General features: G+C 68.2%; 17 protein-coding genes. 11 read left to right on the top strand and 6 right to left on the bottom strand.

Annotation, left to right across the window (positions count from 1 at the left end):
* The first annotated feature begins 116 nt into the window (after nt 1–116).
* Nucleotides 117–2,330: a hypothetical protein gene (locus SJY07_RS24765; RefSeq protein WP_380161931.1), complete on the top strand. Its 2,214-nt coding sequence runs from the start codon at nt 117–119 to the stop codon at nt 2,328–2,330.
* A complete protein-coding gene (locus SJY07_RS24760) occupies nt 2,327–3,004 on the top strand; it encodes a hypothetical protein (protein ID WP_380161930.1) in 678 nt (225 codons plus the stop codon). Before SJY07_RS24765 ends, SJY07_RS24760 begins: the two co-directional genes overlap by 4 nt.
* Nucleotides 3,005–3,235: 231 nt before the next feature.
* Here SJY07_RS24760 and SJY07_RS24755 read toward each other — a convergent pair whose 3' ends face one another.
* Together SJY07_RS24755 and SJY07_RS24750 are read right to left on the bottom strand one after the other, a co-directional pair.
* Entirely contained in the window at nt 3,236–3,676 is a 441-nt protein-coding gene (locus SJY07_RS24755) for a low molecular weight phosphatase family protein (RefSeq protein ID WP_380161929.1), read from the bottom strand.
* A gap of 21 nt (nt 3,677–3,697) precedes the next feature.
* Nucleotides 3,698–4,138, bottom strand: a complete 441-nt coding sequence (locus SJY07_RS24750; RefSeq protein ID WP_380161928.1) for an ArsR/SmtB family transcription factor — start codon at nt 4,136–4,138, stop codon at nt 3,698–3,700.
* 103 nt (nt 4,139–4,241) lie between these two features.
* Between SJY07_RS24750 and arsB the strand changes: the two genes are divergently transcribed.
* The 7 genes from arsB (at nt 4,242) to SJY07_RS24715 (ending at nt 12,191) form a co-directional block, all read left to right on the top strand.
* On the top strand, nt 4,242–5,357 hold the full coding sequence (arsB, locus tag SJY07_RS24745) for an ACR3 family arsenite efflux transporter (RefSeq protein WP_380161927.1): 1,116 nt from the start codon (nt 4,242–4,244) through the stop codon (nt 5,355–5,357).
* A 23-nt stretch (nt 5,358–5,380) separates the two neighbouring features.
* On the top strand, nt 5,381–7,009 hold the full coding sequence (locus SJY07_RS24740; protein ID WP_380161926.1) for an FAD-dependent oxidoreductase: 1,629 nt from the start codon (nt 5,381–5,383) through the stop codon (nt 7,007–7,009).
* A 51-nt stretch (nt 7,010–7,060) separates the two neighbouring features.
* Nucleotides 7,061–7,522 carry an arsenate reductase ArsC gene (locus tag SJY07_RS24735; protein WP_380161925.1) on the top strand — a complete coding sequence of 154 codons (462 nt, stop codon included), beginning with the start codon at nt 7,061–7,063 and terminating at the stop codon, nt 7,520–7,522.
* Between the two features lie 47 nt (nt 7,523–7,569).
* Nucleotides 7,570–8,619 (top strand): thioredoxin-disulfide reductase, encoded by a 1,050-nt coding sequence (trxB, locus tag SJY07_RS24730; protein ID WP_380161924.1) that lies wholly within the window; start codon nt 7,570–7,572, stop codon nt 8,617–8,619.
* Nucleotides 8,620–8,676: 57 nt separating this feature from the next.
* A complete protein-coding gene (locus SJY07_RS24725; RefSeq protein ID WP_380161923.1) occupies nt 8,677–9,897 on the top strand; it encodes an MFS transporter in 1,221 nt (406 codons plus the stop codon).
* 234 nt (nt 9,898–10,131) lie between these two features.
* Entirely contained in the window at nt 10,132–10,851 is a 720-nt protein-coding gene (locus SJY07_RS24720; protein ID WP_380162522.1) for a sulfite exporter TauE/SafE family protein, read from the top strand.
* Nucleotides 10,852–11,367: 516 nt separating this feature from the next.
* Nucleotides 11,368–12,191 (top strand): IS5 family transposase gene (locus tag SJY07_RS24715; protein WP_380162520.1). Its coding sequence is split into 2 segments (ribosomal slippage): nt 11,368–11,697 and nt 11,700–12,191, totalling 822 coding nucleotides; the frame shifts between segments, so codons are not numbered across the junction.
* A 66-nt stretch (nt 12,192–12,257) separates the two neighbouring features.
* On the opposite strand, the gene SJY07_RS24710 is transcribed toward SJY07_RS24715, so the two are convergent.
* The 4 genes from SJY07_RS24710 to SJY07_RS24695 form a co-directional block, all read right to left on the bottom strand.
* Entirely contained in the window at nt 12,258–12,698 is a 441-nt protein-coding gene (locus SJY07_RS24710) for a hypothetical protein (protein ID WP_380161922.1), read from the bottom strand.
* 273 nt (nt 12,699–12,971) lie between these two features.
* On the bottom strand, nt 12,972–13,268 hold the full coding sequence (locus SJY07_RS24705; protein ID WP_380161921.1) for a metal-sensitive transcriptional regulator: 297 nt from the start codon (nt 13,266–13,268) through the stop codon (nt 12,972–12,974).
* A gap of 107 nt (nt 13,269–13,375) precedes the next feature.
* Entirely contained in the window at nt 13,376–15,853 is a 2,478-nt protein-coding gene (locus tag SJY07_RS24700; protein ID WP_380161920.1) for a heavy metal translocating P-type ATPase, read from the bottom strand.
* Nucleotides 15,854–16,029: 176 nt separating this feature from the next.
* A complete protein-coding gene (locus tag SJY07_RS24695; RefSeq protein ID WP_380161919.1) occupies nt 16,030–16,746 on the bottom strand; it encodes a DUF305 domain-containing protein in 717 nt (238 codons plus the stop codon).
* Nucleotides 16,747–18,086: 1,340 nt separating this feature from the next.
* Here SJY07_RS24695 and SJY07_RS24690 point away from each other — a divergent pair.
* On the top strand, nt 18,087–19,331 hold the full coding sequence (locus SJY07_RS24690; protein WP_380161918.1) for a D-alanyl-D-alanine carboxypeptidase family protein: 1,245 nt from the start codon (nt 18,087–18,089) through the stop codon (nt 19,329–19,331).
* Nucleotides 19,332–19,447: 116 nt separating this feature from the next.
* Nucleotides 19,448–20,209, top strand: a complete 762-nt coding sequence (locus SJY07_RS24685) for a sulfite exporter TauE/SafE family protein (protein ID WP_380161917.1) — start codon at nt 19,448–19,450, stop codon at nt 20,207–20,209.
* Nucleotides 20,210–20,214: the final 5 nt, after the last annotated feature.

Raw genomic sequence — 20,214 nt, 5'->3', positions numbered from 1 at the left:
ACCCGGTTCCGCTCTGGGCCCAACGCCTACTCACTCCACCGCTGCTGCTGTGGGTCAGAGAGCGATGGGATCCTGCCACGCGCCGGTTCGAGTTCCTCGCCACCGACAGACTCTCGATGAGCCAGCTCGCCCGGAGGCGTTCGGTCGCAATGGATGGTCCTACGCCTGTGGTGGTCCTTGAGGCGTTGACCTGCATGGCGGTGGATCAAGCAGAGGGCACGATCACCACTGCCACCGCCATCCGAACGCTCATGCGGACCGCGGTCCAGGCGGTGGCCGGGTCTCTGCTTGACCTCGACGACGCCGACTTGGCTCAGAGCCCGGCCATGGTCCTGCGCCGGTGGCGACCGATCCTGGAGATCAGCAGCGCCGATCCCGAACGCGAATGGGACCGCGACGAGATTCGCTTGCCGGTGGTCAAGCCCGGCGCCCGGGCCTTCACGCTGCGGGTCGGAGAGATCACCCAACCGTGGCTGCGGGACTTGCTGATCAGTGTGCTGCGAGTCCGCGTCCACACCCTGTCCAACAACTCCATCGCGAGCTGGGCGCTGGCGGCAATACGCATGTCCCGATTCCTGGACACTCGCTCCGACCACGGTCGCGACCCACGCATGCTCACAGTGACGACCGTGGACCAGTGGACCAGGGCACTTCACGCCGACGGCGACGTCGGTCCGTCCACCCACCGCGGGATGCTGGAAGTCATGTCGGCGGTCCTATCGCAGGCCCGCGCCTTGGGAATCAGCGACCGCGTTGGCCTCACCGCGGGGTTCGCCATCCACCGGGGACACTTCCCCCGCGCCACACCGGTAATCCGGCAGGACCGCGGTTTTCCCGACGCCACGTTCCGCTTTCTCCTCGGCGCCGACGACCTCCTGGGTACCCGGGTGCTTGACCTGGCCCGGACGGTTCCCGGCGATGAGTTCAGCGGTGACGTGTTCATCACCGCGCTGCACCTGGCGGCGAACTTCGGGCGCCGACCCGAAGAGCTGTGCTCGCTCCCTGCCTACCGGCTACGGATCGCCGACTCCGGTGGCGCTGAACTGCTCTACACCAACTTCAAGTCCGGGCGAGACAAGGTGTGGCTTCCGGTCGATGCCCGCACCGGCGAGTTCGTCCAGGACTGGATCGAGCGGGTGCGCTCCCGCTACCCCCAGACACCACTCGAAGACCTGGCACTGCTCCCCGCACCCCACCTCAACCCCTCCGGCACCCGACCGCTACGGCACATGCTGCTGGCCATCTGGTTCCGCAAGTGGGTGACGCTGCTGGAGCAGGCCGTCGTGCTCGCACACCTGCACCAGAGCACCGGTATTCCGATTGCCAAGCTCTGCCTCCTGCGCTGCCGTAGCTTGACTACGCAAGGCCTCCGCATCGACGACATCGAGCACGCACTACCGGCCACGGTGGCCCAGATCGCGCTCGACTACCGCGCTGACGTGACCGCACGGCTGAGCACCAGCCGGTATGCCTCCACCGATGCAGGGACCTTACCCTTGTTCCCCGACGTGTTTTCTCCGCCAGGCATTCAACCCACCAGAGGACAACGTCTGACCGAGTTCATCCCGGTCTCGCCCGAGCGGTTCCACCCACTGGGCCCGGGATGGCTGCCGATCGCGGCGAACTATCCAAGCGGAGGAGTCCCGGGCTTCAACCTAGGACGCACCCGGATCAAGCCCGACGTATTGCAGGTCAGACTTTTCCGCCACACCTACCTCCAGCACCTCGTCAACCTCGGTACCGACATCTTCCTGGTCCAGGAACTCGCCGACCACACCAACGTCCAGACCACGATCGACTCCTACGTCCGGGTCCAGGACGAGAAGCTCCGCGAAGCCGTCGACCTGCTCGCCGCCCACCGGCTGAACACCTACGGACGACCAGCAACCCGGGGGCTGCTGCTGGCCAGTGCGCCGGCCCGAGACATCGGGACGAACGACTGCACCAACCCGCAGGTCCTCGCCTTGGGCCGGGAGGGCTGTGAGTACGACCGCATGTGCTTCAGCTGCGACCACTTCGCCGCGGACCCCAGCAACATCGCCGACATCAAGACCGAGATCCACACCTGCTCGATGACCCTGCAACGCCTGCTGATCGAAGGTGACAGCGAGCTCAAGCCCCACCACGTCGCGGTCCTCAACGCCCGCCGCGACGGATGGCGGCGCATGCTCACTCTCCTGAGCACCCACCTGGAGGCCCTGACCCCGGTGGAGCGTGAACAAGTCGAAACCGCCGCCGCGATCGTGCGTGACTTCCGTACCCGAGTCCGCACCGGTGGCCTCAACCTCGGAGGCGGCGCGATCACGCCCGCCCCGACGGTGCTGTCGTGAGCCCCGACACCCCCACCAGCACCGGGGGGACCAGCAAGGCCGTGGCCGGCGGGGGCCGGGACCCGAGCCGGGCGATCGCAGCCAAGAAGGAGCAGGCCGCCGCCAACCGGAACAGGATCGCCGCTGCGATCGCCGCGCTCCAGCATGGTGGCCGGCCCATCAACGTCCAGTCCGTCGCCCGGACGGCCGGTGTTCACCCGCACACCCTGCGCCGCAACCCCGACCTCCTCCAGGAGGTCCAGCATCTGCGCGAGAACAGTCATCACCACCCACCGCTTCACCAGGCCGACCCCACCGCGGCCGCCGCCTACAGCGCCCTCAAGGCACGCCTCCTGGCTTCCCAAGCCGAGGTAGCCGACCTGCGCCGCGCCCATGCCCAACTCCGCCGCGACGCCCATCAGGTGCTCGGGACCACTCCCGCCCGACTCGATCCGAGCATCGCTGAGGACTTACACCGCGAGCTCGCTGAACTCCGAGTCCAGCTGATGAACGAACGCGACACCACCCGCTCCCTGCAGACGACGATCGCGACCACCAATGAGGACCTGAGCGCCGCGCACGAGATCGCCCGTGACTACCTCCGCGAACTCAACCAGACCCGAGAAGAGCTCCAGCGGACACGTCAGAAGCTCACCAGTCTCCGAACCAGCACGGTCAGACCGACGAATCACTGAGCCACTGACGGCTCGCCGTAGTGGAAGGTGCCGTGGCTGTCCTGGGCGTGACGACCTCGCTAAACCATAGGCGACGAAGCTCACGGCGCAAGCGTCAACTGGTCGCTCGGGTGTTCTCCGCCGTCTCCGCCTGACAGTGGCAGGCTCGAGCGACGGTGCTGCGACACAAGACGCAACCGTGCACCGGCGGAGCAACCAGCGATCGCGTAGTCGCACTCCGTGCGTGCGTACTCAGTGCGTGAGGCGCTGCTGCAACTGTCCGACGCGGGCGGCGATGTCGTCGCGCACCAGCGCCATCCGCTCGGCGCCCTCGATGCCGCGCAGGGACGGTTCGTCGGTCTCCCACACCTCCACCGGGGTGCCACCCACCGGCTCGACGTGGGCTTCAGATCCGAGGACGACGACGAGGTCGGCGTCGCGCACCATGTCCTCGGTCAGCTGCTGGGGGACCTGATCGGAGATGTCCACGCCGACCTCGGCCAAGCTCTGCACCGACTGCGCGTTCAGCGCGGTGCCGGCTTTCGTTCCGGCAGAGGAGACGGCGATGTCGGTGCCGTCGTCACGGACGGCCTGACGCATCAGGCCGGCAGCCATCTGAGACTTCCCGCCGTTCTTCACGCAGACGAACAGCACGTGGGGAGTACTTGGAGAAATGGTCTGCGGGGTGGTCATGACGCGGGGACTCCTCGGAACTCAGGAAGCGGAACGGGCGACGGGAGTGCCAACGGGGGCGGCCAGCACAGCGGCCAGGGCGTTCAGAGCCTCGGGCACGACGGCGAAGTAGGCCCACACCCCGCGCTTGTCCCGGGTCAGCAAGCCGGCCTCGACCAAGACCTTCAGGTGATGGGAGACCGTGGGCTGGCTCAGGCCGAGGGGTTCGGTGAGGTCGCACACGCACGCCTCCCCGCCTTCGTGCGCGGCCACCAGGGACAGCAGGCGCAGGCGGGCCGGATCGGCGACGGCCTTGAGGGTGCGGGCCAGGACCGCGGCGGTCTCCGCGCTGAGCGGTTCCCTGGTCAGCGGGGCGCAGCAGGCGACGTTCGCCGACGTACTGGACCCCGCGCTGGACATGGCGCTGGACCCCGCGCTGGGAGATGCGAGGAGCGGCAGGGTCGCAGTGGACGCGGACGGCATGGGCCGAGTGTGACACCCAACATTCACCTTTGTCGATATTGACAGCCGTCAGTGTCTGCTGCCAGTGTCGTCATCGACAGACGTCGATGGAAGGACCTGCCTGATGAGCGACGTGGTCGCCGAGAACCCCCGCCCCGGATCTGGAGTCGAGACCCCGGTGCTGGCGCGCCTATCGGTCCTGGACCGCTTCCTGCCCGTCTGGATCATCGCCGCGATGGCCCTGGGCCTGGCCCTGGGCCGTCTCATCCCGGGCCTGGACGACGCACTGAGCGCAGTGGAGGTCGGCTCGGTGAGCCTGCCCATCGCGATCGGGCTGCTGCTGATGATGTACCCGGTGCTGGCGAAGGTCCGCTACTCCGAGACCGGACGCATCGCCGCGGATCGCCGCCTCATGGTCAGCTCCCTGATCCTGAACTGGCTGATCGGACCGGCGCTGATGTTCGCCCTCGCCTGGCTGCTACTGCCCGACCAGCCCGAGTACCGCACCGGCCTGGTCATCGTCGGCCTCGCCCGCTGCATCGCCATGGTCCTCATCTGGAACGACCTCTCCTGCGGGGACCGCGAAGCCGCCGCCGTGCTGGTGGCGATCAACTCCGTCTTCCAGGTCTTCGCCTTCGCGGCCCTGGGCTGGTTCTACCTGCAGGTGCTCCCGGGCTGGCTGGGGCTGTCGACCACTTCGGTGGAGTTCTCCGTCGGCGCGATCGTCGTCTCGGTGCTCGTCTTCCTCGGCATCCCGCTGGTCGCCGGGTTCCTCACCCGCACCCTGGGCGAGCGAGCCAAGGGCCGCACCTGGTACGAAGACCGCTTCCTGCCGAAGATCGGGCCGATCGCCCTCTACGGACTGCTCTTCACCATCGTCATGCTCTTCGCGCTGCAGGGTGACGCCATCACCTCCCAGCCGGGCGATGTCGCCCGCATCGCGCTGCCGTTGCTGGCCTACTTCGTGATCATGTTCACCGGATCCTTCACCTTGGGGAAGGCGATCGGACTGAGCTACGCGAAGACCTCCACGTTGTCTTTCACCGCCACCGGCAACAACTTCGAACTCGCCATCGCCGTGGCCATCGGCACCTTCGGCGTCACCTCCGGTCAGGCCTTGGCCGGGGTCGTCGGCCCCCTCATCGAGGTGCCGGTCCTCGTCGCGTTCGTCTACGTCGCCCTGTGGGCCGGGAGGCGCTTCTTCCCCGGCGACCCCACCGTCCCGGCCGCCACCCGCTGATCGTGCTGTCGAAGGAGACCGACATGACCACCACCACCACCGCCACTAGCAGCGCCGGCGCAACTAGCAGCGCCACCAGCGCCGTCACCGACGCGGGGCAGGCTGGCGCTGAGCTACCCGTCATCGTCATCGGCGCCGGACCCGTCGGCCTCGCCGCCGCCGCGCACCTGCTCGAACGCGGCCTGGAACCTCTCGTCCTCGAAGCGGGCGACGACGTCGCCGCAGCGGTGCGCGCCTGGTCCCACATCCGACTCTTCTCCCCCTGGCGTTACAACGTCGACGCCGCCGCCGCCCGCCTGTTGGAACCCACCGGCTGGGAGCACCCGAAGCTCACCGGCCTGCCCACCGGCGCGGACCTCATCGAGCAGTACCTCGCCCCGCTGGCCGCGACCGAGGCTCTCGCCCCGCGGATCCGCACCCGCTCCCGGGTTCTCGCCGTCAGCCGCCTCGGGCTGGACAAGACCCACAGCCGAGGCCGGGAGCAGCGCCCGTTCCTGGTCCGCGTGCAGCACACCGACGCGCAGGGCCAGACGCGCGTCGTCGACCACCACGCCCGCGCCGTCCTCGACGCCTCCGGCACCTTCGAGCAGCAAAACCCCCTCGGCGTCTCCGGGTTGCCCGCGATCGGTGAAGCCGAGGCGGAAGCGTTCATGGCCGGGCCCCTACCCGACGTTTCCGGCCTCGACCGCGACCGCTTCGCCGGCCGCCGCGTTCTCGTGGTCGGCGCTGGACATTCGGCGACGAACACGCTGCTCCACCTGGTGGCCCTGGCGGAGAAAGACCCCGCCGAAGGCACTGGCACCGGGCCGCGAACCCGCATCATCTGGGCCGTGCGCGGCGCCTCGGTCGAACGAACCTTCGGTGGCGGTGACCTCGACGGTCTGCCCGCCCGCGGTGCCCTGGGCTCCCGGCTGCGCCAGGCGGTGGAGTCCGGTCGCATCGAGCTGCACACCGAAGTCGCCATCAGCGCTCTCGAACCCAGCGCCGGTTCTGACGCTTCGGCGAGTGAGGTCACTGTGGTGGCCAAGACACCAGCCGGTGAGCAGCGTCTTGTCGTCGACGCCATCGCCGCGGCCACCGGATTCCGGCCCGATCTGGGCATGCTGCGCGAGCTGCGCCTCGACCTCGACCCCAGTGTGGAAGCACCCTCGCGCCTTGCGCCGATGATCGACCCGGAGTTCCACTCCTGCGGCACCGTCGCCCCCCACGGCGCCGACGTTCTCGCCCATCCCGAGACCGGCTTCTTCATCACCGGGATGAAGAGCTACGGCCGCGCGCCCACCTTCCTGCTGGCCACCGGCTACGAACAGGTCCGCTCCATCGCCGCCCACCTCGCCGGCGACGAACAAGCCGCGGCGGACCTGCAGCTGGACCTGCCCGAGACCGGCGTCTGCTCCAGTTCCACGCCGGTGGTCACGGCGGACGGCAGCGTGGAGATCGACGAGAGCGCGGGCGGTTCGTGCTGCGGCACCAGCGCACCCCAGCCGGTCAGCATCGGCATCGGCCCTGGTGTTGGTGTCGGTGTTGGTGTCGGTGTTGGTGTCGGTGTTGGTGTCGGTGTTGGTGTCGGCGTTGGTGCAGGGCTCGGGTTCTCTACGGGCTTCCTGCACGGCCGCTCCAGTGAAACCGCTCAGCGCTCCAGCAGCTGCTGACCCTCGGACTGCACCCCCCGCCTCGACACCCGCCTGATCAAGGAGACTTTCGTGAGTGACAAGCCCAGTGTGATCTTCGTCTGCGTGCACAACGCCGGCCGTTCGCAGATGGCCGCGGGGTTCATGACGGCCCTGTCGGGCGGGGCCGTCGAGGTCCGCTCGGCCGGCTCCACGCCCGCCGACCAGATCAACCCCACCGCGGTGCGGGCCATGGCCGAGGTCGGCATCGACATCACCGCCGAGCAGCCCAAGGTCCTCACCCCCGAGGCCGTGCAGGCCTCCGACGCGGTCATCACCATGGGCTGCGGCGACGCGTGCCCGTTCTACCCGGGCAAGCGCTACGAGGACTGGGTCCTGGAGGACCCCGCCGGGCAGGGTATCGAGGCGGTCCGTCCGATCCGCGACGAGATCCGCACCCGCGTCCAGGCACTCCTAGCTGACCTGCTGCCCGCCGGTGCCGCGAGCACCACCGCCGCCGGCAGCAGCAGCACGGCTGAGGCGGGCCAGGCGTGATCCCCACCGCCGGGCTCATCACCCTGGGCCAGACAGTGGGTCAAACGTTGAGCTCGAGCACTGAGGACCTCGAAGCGCAGGCTGGCCTCGAACCCGAGAACCAGGACAACAACCAGGTAGACGAGGAGGCGGTGCGCGACGTCGTCATCGTCGGCTCCGGCCCCTCCGGCTACACCGCGGCCATCTACACCGCCCGCGCCGCACTGAACCCCGTCGTCATCGCCGGATCGGTGACCGCCGGCGGAGCGCTGGTGCAGACCACCGAGGTAGAGAACTTCCCCGGCTTCGCCGACGGGGTCATGGGCCCCGACCTCATGGACTCCATGCAGCGCCAGGCCGAACGCTTCGGCGCAGAACTTGTCTTCGACGACGCCGTCGAACTCGACCTGACCGGCCCGGTCAAGGTTGTCCGCGACGGCAGCGGACGCACCTACCGCTCCCGCGCGGTCATCCTCGCCACCGGCTCCGGCTACCGCCGCCTGGATGTCCCCGGGGAGGAACGCCTCACCGGGCACGGAGTGTCCTGGTGCGCGACCTGCGACGGGTTCTTCTTCCGCGACAAGGACGTGATCGTCGTCGGCGGCGGGGACTCCGCCGTCGAAGAGGCCACCTTCCTCACCCGCTTCGCGAAGTCGGTGACCCTGGTTCACCGTCGCGACACCCTGCGCGCCTCGAAGATCATGGTCGAGCGGGCTGAGGCGGACCCGAAGCTGCACTTCGCCTGGAATAGCCAGGTCGTCGAGGTCCTCGGCGAGAACGCCGTTGAGGCAGTGACGTTGCTCGACACCGTCACCGGTGAGCAGCGCCGGGTGCAGACGGCGGGGGTATTCATTGCCATCGGGCACGACCCGCGCAGCGAACTGTTGAAGGGTCAGGTCCGCACCGACTCCGAGGGCTACGTCCTGGTCGATGCCCCCACCACTCACACCAACCTGCCCGGCGTCTTCGCCTGCGGGGACCTGGTGGATTCCCGTTACCGCCAGGCCATCACCGCCGCCGGCACCGGCTGCGCGGCGGCGCTGGATGCTGAGCACTACCTCGCCGGGTTGGTCGACGCGGTCCGCACCGGTGACCCCGTCCAGGCAACCGTGTCCTGAATCGCCGCCACAACGTGAGCCGTGACGTTGACCTTTGAGACAGCCCCGAGCCCGGCGTTGATCGAAAGCCCCGATCAACGCCGGGCTCTACGCCTCGGCCTGATCGCCCTGTGCGTCACCGAGATCATCAGCTGGGGAGTCCTCTACTACGCCTTCCCCGTCGCGCTCTCAGCTATCACCGCCGACACCGGCTGGTCGGCCTCGGCGGCCAGCGCGGCGTTCTCCGCCAGCCTGGTCGTCTCCGCCGTCGTCGGCATCAGTGCTGGGCGACTGCTCGATGCGCGGGGACCGCGCCGGGTGATGACTGCTGGCTCGGTGCTGGCGGTGCCAGCGGTCCTCGGGGTGGCGTTCGCGCCGAACCTGGCGTGGTTCACCGCCGCGTGGGCGGTCGCTGGGGTGGCGATGGCGGGAGTGCTCTACCCACCGGCGTTCGCCGCAATCACCCGCTGGTACGGGGAACAGCGGATGCGGGCCCTCCTGGTGCTGACGCTGGTGGCGGGACTCTCGAGCACGATCTTCGCGCCCCTGACCGCCGCCCTGCTCGACCACCTCTCCTGGCGGGCCACGTTCGTGGTGCTGGCCCTGCTCCTGGGGCTGACCACCGTTCCCCTGCACGCTTTCGCACTACGCCCGGCCTGGCCGGTACTCACCGCCGAGGGAGCTGAGCACCGCCGGGCCTCGGTGGCCCGCGCGGTACGCAGCCCCGGTTTCGTGCTGCTGTGCCTGTCCTTCACCACCTTGGCGTTCGGCTTCTACGTCGCCAGCCTGGGATTGATTCCACTGTTGAGCGAACGGGGTTTCACCCACTCCTTGGCCGCGACCACCTTGGGTCTGCTCGGCGCCGGTCAGCTGCTGGGCCGTCTGGCCTACGGCCCCATGGTGCAGCGTCTGCCCTCCGGGGGGCGGCTGGTGGCGGTCGTGATCGTCGCTGCTGGCTCGGTGGTGGCCTTGGCGCTCCTGCCAGCCGCAGCCGGTGTCCTGATCGGTGCTGCGGTGGTCCTCGGTGCCATGCGCGGCTTGTTCACCCTGCTGCAGGCCGGGGTCATCGCTGAACGCTGGGGCACCGAGGCCTACGGCACGCTGACCGGGATCTTCACGGCCCCGATCACCACCGCCACCGCGCTTGCCCCGTGGGCGGCCGCCGCTGGGGCCGAAGCGGTGGGCAGCTTCCGGGTCCTGTTCCTTCTCCTGGCCGCTCTCACCACGCTCTCGGCTTTCGTCGGTGTCGTGAGCTTCATCGTCGACAAACCAACTCAGGTGCCCAAGGCCCTACGTTGATCGGGACGGACCCGACCAAGTCTCATGACCGATCCACCCGATCAGTCCCCCGACACCAAGGACCCGGCTATGACCCGCCCTGAACCGGCGACGCCTTCCACCACGTCCCCGACCACGGTGTCCCCGACCACGGTGTCCCCGACCACGGTGTCCCCGACCACGGTGTCCCCGAACGTGAGGCCTTCCCTCCCACTGGGCTTGGTGCTGGGCGCGGCGGTGGGGGTGCTCGGCGGGATGATCGGCTTGGGTGGGGCGGAGTTCCGCCTGCCCCTGCTCATCGGGGTCTTCGGCTTCGTGGCCCTCCAAGCGGTCATCATGAACAAGGCGATGAGTCTGCTCGTGGTCCTCACCGCCCTACCTGCACGGCTGGCGTCGGTGCCCTTCGAGCGGGTCGCGGAGCATTGGTCGGTGATCGCCAACCTGCTCCTGGGCAGCCTCGTCGGGGCCTGGCTGGGTGCCTCGTGGGCGACCCGGATGCGCTCCGCGACTCTCTACAAGGTCTTGGCCGTCCTGCTGGTCTTCATTGCCGTGACGCTGGCAGGAACGCACTTCCTGGCGCTGGGCTCACTGGACCTGCAGGCCTGGGTGCGTATCCCCGTCGGTGTCCTCGCCGGGGTGGGCATCGGCATCGTCGCCGCGATCATGGGCGTGGCCGGGGGTGAACTGCTGATCCCCACGATTGTGTTGCTCTTCGCCGTGGACATCAAGACCGCCGGCAGCCTGTCGCTGGCGGTGTCTCTGCCCACGATGCTGGTGGCTTTCGCCCGCTACAGCCGTGATGGCAGCTTCGCGGTGCTGGGCGCCAACCGTGGTTTCGTCGTCGCGATGGCGGCAGGGTCGGTGGCTGGCACCGTCGTGGGTGGCCTGCTGCTGGGGGTGGTGCCTACTGCGGTGCTGATCCCGCTGCTGGTGGTGTTGTTGCTGGCGTCTTCGGTGAAGGTGTGGCGGCACTGAGATCGCGCGGAACTGGCGATGGAGCAGACCCCCAGCGTCGCCCTGAGCTGCGCGAACGCATCCTCACCCTGCGCGACGCACAGACCCCCAGCACCCGCCGGTGACCGGCGGAACCCATCCAGACCGCCACGACAGACACCAGTACCGTCATCCGCACCCTCACGCACCAGATCGCCCAGGAACGGCAACTGCGCCGACGCGAGGTGAGTGAGCTGACCCAAGCCCTAGCCGTAGCCCACGGACGGATACTCGAACTACAACGCCGACATGGCGCCGACACCGCGGGTCGGTGACCTCGACCGCCGCCGTCTCAGCCCAGTTGAGGAGACACAAGCCGCTTACACCGAGACGTTGCGGGCACGGCGGGATGAGCGCGAAGTCAGTTTCCCACGACGTGGGCTTCTAGGGCGTGTCCTGCGGATCTTGTAACCGCGTCATCATGACCTCGTGGGCGGCGTAGGACGTGGTGAGGTCACCGACAAAGCGTGGGCGCAGATCGAGCCACTGCTGCCACCGATGGTGCAACGCGGTGGGCGCTGGCGCGATCACCGCCAGGTCCTCAACGCCATCCTGTGGAAGCTGCGGACCGGCGCACCTTGGCGGGACCTGCCAGAACGCTACGGGCCGTGGAAGACCGCGCACGAGCGGCTGCGGAAGTGGACCGCGGACGGGACGTGGGAGCGGATCCTGGCCGAGGTGATCGTCAAGGACGACTCCATCGGTTCCCTCGATGAGGCGACCGCGGTGGTGGGCAGCATCGACTCCACCCACGTCCGGGCTCACCAGCACGCAGCCGGTGCCCGGAAAAAAGGGGCTGCGCGTCCTGGATCGAAGCCCTCGCCGTCGAGGGAGAGTGCCTCGGGCGTTCCCGCGGAGGACTGACGTCCAAGCTGCACCTGGCCGTCGACGCGTCCGGGTTACCGCTCGCAGTAATCCTCACCCCGGGTCAGGCCGGCGACAACCCGCAACTACTACCACTGCTGGACGCCCTGGCCGCGCTGCGCGGCAGTGGGCATGAGGACAACCGACGCCTGCACGTCGAGCGGGTCATCGCCGACAAGGCCTACACCCACGCCCCCACACGCAAAGCACTGCGGCGCAGACGCATCAAAGCGACCATTCCGGAGAAGAGCGACCAGATCGCCCGGCGCAAAGCCAAGGGCTCCGCCGATGGACGGCCACCCGCCTTCGACTCCGAAATCTATCGTCAGCGCAACGTCGTCGAGCGCTGCATCAACCGACTCAAACAGTTCCGCGCCTTCGCCACCCGCTACGCCAAACGCGCTGCCTACTTCCGCAGCGAAGTGATCCTCGCTTGCATCATGCTGCACCTTCGATGAACCGCGCCACGACGTGAGTCGAACCACCACGGAATCGCGACGGAACCACGGCGGACTCGAGAAGGGTTACGTCCACCCGGTGCGCGTGTCAGGGATCTGCAGTCCCGGCCACCGGAAGTCGATGCTCACCAGCTTCCCCGCCGGCAGCGGCTGCAGCCGGAAAGTCCGTTCTGCGGTTCGCGTCGGGTCGTCGTCGGTCATGTACGAGCCGCCTTCACCGCCGGCCAGTAGGGGCAAGTCGCTGGCCGATGGTGAGGAATGTTCGCTACCACCGCTGGTGGGGGCTTGCCGCTGTAGTGAGGACACGTTGTCCACCGACTGCCCGTCAGAGAAGTTCAACGTCAGTCGTAGCCTCGCTGGGCCGCCTGGATCTTCGCCGAAAGCGCCAGCTTCATCAAACAGGTCAGAGGTGATGTCGTGCGTCGCGGGGCTGGTGTGACGAACGTTCAGCGTGAACGTGGCCTGCGCCGCTTCAACGGAGATCAGGTTCAGGTCGACGGTCGCCACCGGCGACGACCCGATGGTTAAGGACTTGAACACACGACCTCCACCCGTAGACGCACATCGAGGAGTGCTGACGAAGCTACTACTGCGCCAGGGCCCCTCGACCGACGCACTCATGCTCGCACAAGTGTTCGAAGGTGTCAGCGGTTGTTCTCCACCTCACGCAAAGCACGATCACGCCGACTCGACGTCAGTCGTCTTCTTGATCCGCAGGACACGCCCTAGTCAGAGCCCAAGGCTGGACAAGACAAGAGCAGATGATGTTCGAGCTTGCCATCAGGAGCGAACGAGCCGAGCAACGGCGGCTGAAGCTTCTTTGATCTTGGCGTCTGCCTCATCGCCGCCCTGGGCGATGGCGTCGCGCACGCAGTGGGCCAGGTGCTCCTCCAGCAGGCCAAGCGCGACCGCCTCCAGAGCCTTGGTGGCGGCTGAGACTTGGGTGAGGACATCGATACAGTACGAGTCCTCCTCGACCATGCGCTGTAGCCCGCGGACCTGACCTTCGATGCGGCGCAGCCGCTTCAGGTGCGCGGTCTTGGTCTCGACGTAGCCGGGGGCCGGCGTGGCGGTCATCGGTTTCTCCTTTTAGGGCAGCTGGGTTCGCCATCATCGCCGAAGACGGCACAGCTCAGCAGGGGTGGGTCGACCGTCCGGACGCCCTGCGACGACGAGGACCGGACTTAAGACAGGTGCTGTGTCCGCAACCGCAGCGCGTTGGTGATGACGCTGACCGAGGACAAGGCCATCGCGGCCGCAGCGATGATTGGAGAGAGCAGGATCCCGAAGAACGGGTACAGGACGCCGGCGGCGATGGGGATGCCCGCGGCGTTGTAGATGAAGGCGAAGACGAGGTTCTGGCGGATGTTGCGCATCGTCAGTTGCGAGATGCGCCGAGCTCGAACGATCGCGGTCAGGTCGCCGGTGAGCAGGGTCACCCCGGCGCTTTCCATCGCCACGTCGGTGCCGGAGCCCATGGCGATGCCCACGTCGGCGGCGGCCAGGGCGGGGGCATCGTTCACGCCGTCCCCGGCCATGGCCACGACCCGCCCTTCGGCGCGTAAGGCCTTCACGACGTCGCTCTTGTGGTCGGGTAGCACCTCGGCCTCGACGCGATCGATGCCCAGGCCTACCGCGACGGCCTGCGCGGTGACCCGGTTGTCGCCGGTGAGCATCACGATCTCCAGTCCCGCCTCACGCAGCTGGGCCAGCGCGGTCGCAGTGCTCTCCTTGACCTGGTCGGCGATGGCCAGCACGGCCACCACCTGCTCGTCCACGGCGACCAGGACCGCGATGGCACCGGTGGAGCGCACCGCGTCCGCCTGCTCCTGCACGGCACTGGCGTCGATGCCGAGGGAGGACAGCAGTCCGGCGCTGCCGATGGCCACCCGCCGGCCCTCCACGACACCGCTGACCCCACGCCCGGCGGGGGCGGCGAAGTCCTGCACCGCCGGCAGGCGCAGGCCCCGCTCTTCGGCGGAGCGTACGACGGCCTCCCCCAGGGGGTGTTCGGAGGCGCGTTCGACGGCCGCGGCCAAGCGGAGCACCTCAGCCTCGGCGCCGGCGGTGGAGGACACCAGGATGATCTTGTCCAGGGAGGGGCGGCCCTCGGTGAGGGTTCCGGTCTTGTCCACCACCAGGGTGTCGACCTTCTCCAGGCGCTCGAGTGCTTCAGCGTTCTTGATGAGCACCCCGGAGCGGGCGCCGCGACCGACGCCGACCATGATCGACATCGGGGTGGCCAGCCCGAGCGCGCACGGGCAGGCGATGATCAAGACCGCGACGGCCACGATGAGCGCGTGGGCCAGGCGCGGGTCGGGACCGAAGACGGCCCAGATGATGAACGCCACGACGGCGACGCTGATCACAGCCGGGACGAAGATGGCCGCGACCCGGTCAGCGGTGCGCTGGATCGGGGCCCGGGAACGCTGCGCGTCGGCGACCATCGCCACGATGCGCGAGAGCATCGTGTCCCGACCCACCGCATCTGCGGTGATGACCAGGGAGCCGGAGGAGCTGATGGTGCCCCCCAGCACCCGATCCCCCGTGGTCTTGGTGACCGGCAACGACTCACCCGTCACCAGGGACTCATCGACGGAGGAGCGCCCTTCGGTCACGGTGCCGTCGACGGGGACCTTCTCCCCGGGACGCACCCGCAACCGGTCGCCGAGCTGGACCTCCTCGAGGGAGACCTCACGCTCCTGGCCGTCTTCGTCGAGGCGGCGCGCGGTCTTGGGGGTCAGGTCCAGCAAGGCGCGGATGGCGCCGGAGGTCTGCTCACGGGCCCGCAGTTCCAGCACCTGACCCAGCAGCACCAGCACGGTGATGACGGCTGCGGCCTCGAAGTAGACGTCGACGGTGCCGCTCTCGTCGCGGAAGGCGTCGGGGAAGATGCCCGGCGCGAAGGTGGCGACGGTGCTGAACACCCACGCCACCCCGGTGCCCATCGCGATGAGGGTGAACATGTTCAGGTTGCGGGTGCGCAGCGAGGCCCAGCCGCGGACGAAGAACGGCCACCCGGCCCACAGCACCACCGGGGTCGCCAACGCGAACTGGATCCACGTCGAGACCTCAGCCGGGACCGCGTCGTGCACGGCCATGAACAGGTGCCGGCCCATCTCCAGCAGCAGAACCGGCAGCGCTAGGACCAGCCCGATCCAGAAGCGGCGACGCATGTCCACCAGTTCATGGCTGGGCCCGGTGTCGGCCGTCACGACGACCGGCTCCAACCCCATCCCGCAGATCGGGCAGTTGCCCGGACCCTCCTGACGCACCTCCGGGTGCATCGGGCAGGTGTACTCCACGGCCTCACCGGGACCGGCGTGCAGATCGGTGCCCGAACCGTGACCGGCGTGGTGGTGGTGGTGCTCGTGCTGGCTGTGCTCGTGCTGGCTGTGCCCGTGGGACGCACCGTGATTGTGGGACGAATCGTGATCGTGAGCGCTGCCGTGGACGGCGGTTCCTTCACCGGCGCTCGACGCGCCGGCATAGCGCTCAGGGTCGTCGAGGAAGGCGGCCCGGCAGCCATCGGAGCAGAAGTGGTGGGTTCGCCCGTCGTGCTCTGCGGCGACCGTCGTCGCGGGGTCCACCGTCATGCCGCACACCGGGTCTACTGCCGACGGTCGTGTTGCCTGCCGCAGGCCGTCGTTGCGAGTCGTCATGCCTCAACCATACCCCCAGGGGGTACATGCGCAAGAGGTGACGCCACCGGGAAAGGTCGTCACACGGATACGCAACCGCCGGGTGCAGCCGCAGCGCGAAGGCTGCTGGTGCCACTGATGGACGGCGGCCTCGCGCCGCCCACCAGTCGCACCTCGTCAGCTCCTGACCGCGTGGGTCAGCCCATGGCGGTCAGCATCTGGTTCATCTGGTCGATCTCGGCGGTCTGGCTCGTCACGATGGAGTCGGCCAGTTCCATGGCCTGGGGGTTCTGCCCCTGCTGCTGCTCGGTCTGAGCCATCGTCACCGCACCCTCGTGGTGCTCGGTCATCATCTGCAGGAACATTCGGTCGAAGTCAGCGCCGATAGCGTTCTGCAGCTGAGTCATCTGCTCCTCGCTCATCATTCCGGGCATCGAGGAACCACCCATGCTCGAGTCGGTCATGCTCGAGCCGGTCATCGTTGAGCTGGTCATCGCGGGGTCGCTGGAGTGGTCCATGTTCCCCATCGAGGAGTCAGCCGTGACGGGCTCATCCCAGGCGGTGAGCCAGGACGTCATCTCTTCGATCTCGGGCGCCTGGGCCGACTCGATGCTCGCGGCCAGGGTTTTGACCTCCTGACTGGAGGCCTGGGTGGTGGCCATTTGGGCCATCTCCACGGCGCCCTGGTGATGCACGATCATCTGCTGGGCGAACATCACGTCCTGGTCGTTGTGTTCGGCATCAACGGATGCGCCGGCCGCGGGAGCCGAAGACGAGGACGTTGTCGAGGACGACATCGAGGAGTGGTCCATCGAGCCGCTGTCGCTGCCGCCACAAGCGGTCAGGATCAAGGACAGGGCACCAGCGGCCCCGAGGGCGCTGAGGCGGGTGGCAGTGCGGGTGGAAGTGCGCATGAGAGGTACAGCTCCTTGATGAGTCACGGGTGAGTAGGCACGACGAAGCGGCGCGTGGACGGCGGTGGTCCACGACGCACGGAGGGTCGACTTAAACCCGGATCACGCAGAGGGAGATGCGTGGCCAATGCCACGGTGGCGGCCCGCGCCACGGGGTGCTGGTGGTGGCCCTCTTCAGCCACGGATCGGCCGGCCGGTAGGAGGGTCGCAACGCGCGGGCCGCGGCCCAAGCGATCAAGACCACCAGCACGGCGATGCCGGCACTGAGGAAAAGCACGCAGTCGACCGCCGAGTGATGTTCATGATCGCTGGTCTGGGTGGCCGACGTCGGTGACGCTGCGTCTGGTGCAGGAGGCGCGAGGGTGTGCCCGTGGCCACCGGACATGCCGCTCATGGCTGAGCTGGACAGGGTGGCGGGTGACGTCACGTGGGTTTGAGCGTGTTGCTGCCCGACCACACCTGCCAAGACGTGCATCGCCGATAGTCCTACCGCCAGCGCCACGACGAGCAGGAGACGCAGCACGACGGACCGCCCGATCAGTAGGCCGGCGTTCCGTCGCATGCACTCAGGCTAACCCCTAGGGGGTATATCGCCAGTGCGCGCAGCGCTGGGTGCACGACGGAACCAGGCAACCCGGTCTCGAGTGCCAGTCGGCGGTTGTTTGCCCGCGCACACCTTCATCCGGCGGCGAGGAAGCGGACGGGGTGCCCGCGAGTACGCAACGGCGGGAGGCTCACCGGACGCGTTTCGTTCGGCAAGGCAAGGAATCGATGGTGATACCGACCTGAGGACCGAGCGGTGCAGCGGATACACCGCGTGACCGTCCAGATGATCGCCGCGTGATCGCCACGTGACCTGCCTCAGGATTCGGTGCGTGGTCATTACGCGTGACGCCCAATGAACCGTGAGTCAGCGGCTACAGTGCGCCACCAGGACGGTCGACAACACGGCAGGTCCCGCTTCACGTCAGCTTCGCATGATGCGCGCTCAGGGCAAGGAAGACCTGGCGTGAGACCCAGGAACGGTGCACCACTAAAAGATCGACGGTTAGAAGGTCGACGACGACAAGGTCGACGATGACGCAGAACGAGGCACCGGTCAGCAGTCACTGGGCATCAAGCCCCCGATCGCACGGGACGTGAGTGTGTTGGCCTCCTCATCTCAGCGACGCCGCCGGTCTGCGCGCCGCCTATCCCCAGCAGCAGTGCTGGCTCCCGTGGTCCTGACGTTAGGCCTGATCAACGGTGTGGGTGCTGGTGCCGGAGTGGCCGCCGCGGCCACACCTGTCGCCGCACCTGTCGCCGCACCCGCCCCGATGAGGGGAACGGCGGCAAGGCCCGTGAGCGTCGGTGCAGCTGCGCCCCTCAGCGTGACCGCCGCCGTAGCCCAGCCCCCCACTCCCGAAGAGGTCGAGCAGGCGCGCCGCGCCGCGCAGGCCTCGGCCGCGGCGGCCGCGGCGGCTCAGCAGCGTTTAGAGGCTGCGCAAGCCCAGTTGGACGCAGTGGCCTCTGAGGCCAATGAGGCGCTGGAGCGCTACCAGCAGGCGGTCGAGGCTCACCAGGCCGCTCAGCAGCGTGAGGTCGAGGAGCAGACGCGACTGGACGCGGCTGAAACTGCCTTGAGCCGGGGTCAGGACGATCTCGGCCGCTGGGCTTCGCAGGCCTATCGCAGCGCTGAGGTGATGCCGCAGTACACCGGCATGGTGCGACTGCTGCAACGTAGTGCCACCGATGAGACCGCTCAGGCGATGGCCATCGCCCAACGTTTGGGCGCCAGCCGCAACAACGCCGTCACCGACTACGAGATGGCTCAGCGGAGGCAAGCTGAAGCCGCCGAGCGTGCCGTTGAGGCTCGTCAGACCAGTCAGGCCCGCGCTGAGCAGGCCAGCAAGGCCAAGAAGGTGGTCGATGCCTTGGTCGCTCAGCAGAGTGCGCAGGTGAAGGATCTGAGCGCGTTGCAGACCGCTGCGACAGGGGTGGCCCGTGATGACGCGACCCGCGCGGACAACCTGGCCACGGCCCGAGCCGTCGCTGACGCTGAAGCTGCCGCCGCGGCAGCGCGGGCCGCAGCTGAGGCTCAAGCGGCCGCTGAAGCCCAAGCGAGGTCTGCGGCGAGCAGCGCCCTCGACGCCACCAGTGCTGGCGCTGGCCCGAGCACAGGGGGTGATTGTGCGGGAAGCAGCACCGCCGGCTACCCCAACGGCCTCATCCCACGCAGCGCGCTGTGCCCGTTGTGGGGAGCCTCCGGCCACGTGCTGCGCGTCGACGCCGCCGAGGCCTTTAACCGCCTCAGCCAGGCCTACGCGCAGGAGTTCAGTCAGCCGATGTGCGTGACTGACTCCTACCGCACCCTGACTGAGCAGATCGACGTGAAGCGACGTAAACCCGGTCTGGCCGCCACACCGGGCACCAGTCGCCACGGTTTGGGCATCGCCGTCGACCTCGGGTGCGGGGTGCAGAATTTTGGTTCTCCACAGTTCATCTGGCTCAAGCGCAACGCGGCCCTGTTCGGCTGGCTGCATCCGGCCTGGGCAGAGCGTGCGAACGGTCCTTTCGAGCCCTGGCACTGGGAGTACACCGGGTAATACCCCAGCAATCTCAGCCGGTTGCCGGCCGTTACTCCCGTGGCCCCAACACGGTGCCACAGCAGACCGCTGGCAGGAAGAGTCTGACCAGTGAGCGTGAAGTCAGCAGGCCTCGCGTGGAGCCGCGCAGCGTGATGGGATCCGAGGTCTCAACGTTGTCAGTGCTGCCGCTGATGGTGGCCGCGCTGGCGGCGTTCGCACTGGCGGTGGTGTCTGCGGTGGCCGGTTTCGGTGGTGGGGTGCTGCTGTTACCGGTGTTCACCGCCTTGTTCGGGCTGCAGGTCGCGGTGCCGATGCTGACGCTGGCGCAGGTGGCTTCCAACGCCTCCCGGCTCTGGCTGAACCGTCGCGAGCTGGTTTGGTTGCTGATCGGCTGGTTCGCCTTGGGGGCGGTGCCCCTAGCCGCAGCGGGCGGGTTGCTGCTGGGCCACGCACCGCTGGCCGCGCTGCAACGCCTGCTGGGCGTCTTCCTGGTCGTGATGGTGATCTGGCGCAGGGTGCGTCCCCAGCCCCATCGCCCAGGTGAGCGGTCCTTCATAGCGATCGGGGCCGCCTCCGGGATCGGCTCGGCCCTCTTGGGATCGGTGGGGCCGCTGACGGCGCCGTTCTTCCTCGCCTACGGCCTGACCCGGGCGGCCTACATCGGGACCGAGGCGGCTGGGGCGTTGACCCTGCACCTGACGAAGATCGCCGCCTATGGAGCCGGAAACCTGCTGACCTCCACGGTCCTCATTTACGGGCTGGCGCTCACTTTGGCGACGCTGACCGGCGCCTGGGTGGGCAAGAAGATCGTCGGGCGCATCAGCGAGCAGGTCTTCGTCACGCTCATCGAAATCGGCTTGCTGGCCGCAGCGGTGCTGTTCCTGCTGGGGGTTTGAGGTCA

Origin of the sequence: Kineococcus sp. R86509, from assembly GCF_042466365.1 — a bacterium.
GTDB lineage: Bacteria > Actinomycetota > Actinomycetes > Actinomycetales > Kineococcaceae > Kineococcus.
This window is presented reverse-complemented; position numbering and strand designations above follow the sequence as displayed.

Coding starts and splice junctions, on each gene's coding strand:
- SJY07_RS24720 (WP_380162522.1), top strand. CDS start 10,132: ATGATCGGCTTGGGTGGGGCGGAGTTCCGCCTGCCCCTGCTCATCGGG.
- arsB (WP_380161927.1), top strand. CDS start 4,242: ATGAGCGACGTGGTCGCCGAGAACCCCCGCCCCGGATCTGGAGTCGAG.
- SJY07_RS24765 (WP_380161931.1), top strand. CDS start 117: ATGAGCCAGCTCGCCCGGAGGCGTTCGGTCGCAATGGATGGTCCTACG.
- SJY07_RS24705 (WP_380161921.1), bottom strand. CDS start 13,268: ATGACCGCCACGCCGGCCCCCGGCTACGTCGAGACCAAGACCGCGCAC.
- SJY07_RS24740 (WP_380161926.1), top strand. CDS start 5,381: ATGACCACCACCACCACCGCCACTAGCAGCGCCGGCGCAACTAGCAGC.
- SJY07_RS24695 (WP_380161919.1), bottom strand. CDS start 16,746: ATGCGCACTTCCACCCGCACTGCCACCCGCCTCAGCGCCCTCGGGGCC.
- SJY07_RS24755 (WP_380161929.1), bottom strand. CDS start 3,676: ATGACCACCCCGCAGACCATTTCTCCAAGTACTCCCCACGTGCTGTTC.
- SJY07_RS24700 (WP_380161920.1), bottom strand. CDS start 15,853: ATGACGACTCGCAACGACGGCCTGCGGCAGGCAACACGACCGTCGGCA.
- SJY07_RS24750 (WP_380161928.1), bottom strand. CDS start 4,138: ATGCCGTCCGCGTCCACTGCGACCCTGCCGCTCCTCGCATCTCCCAGC.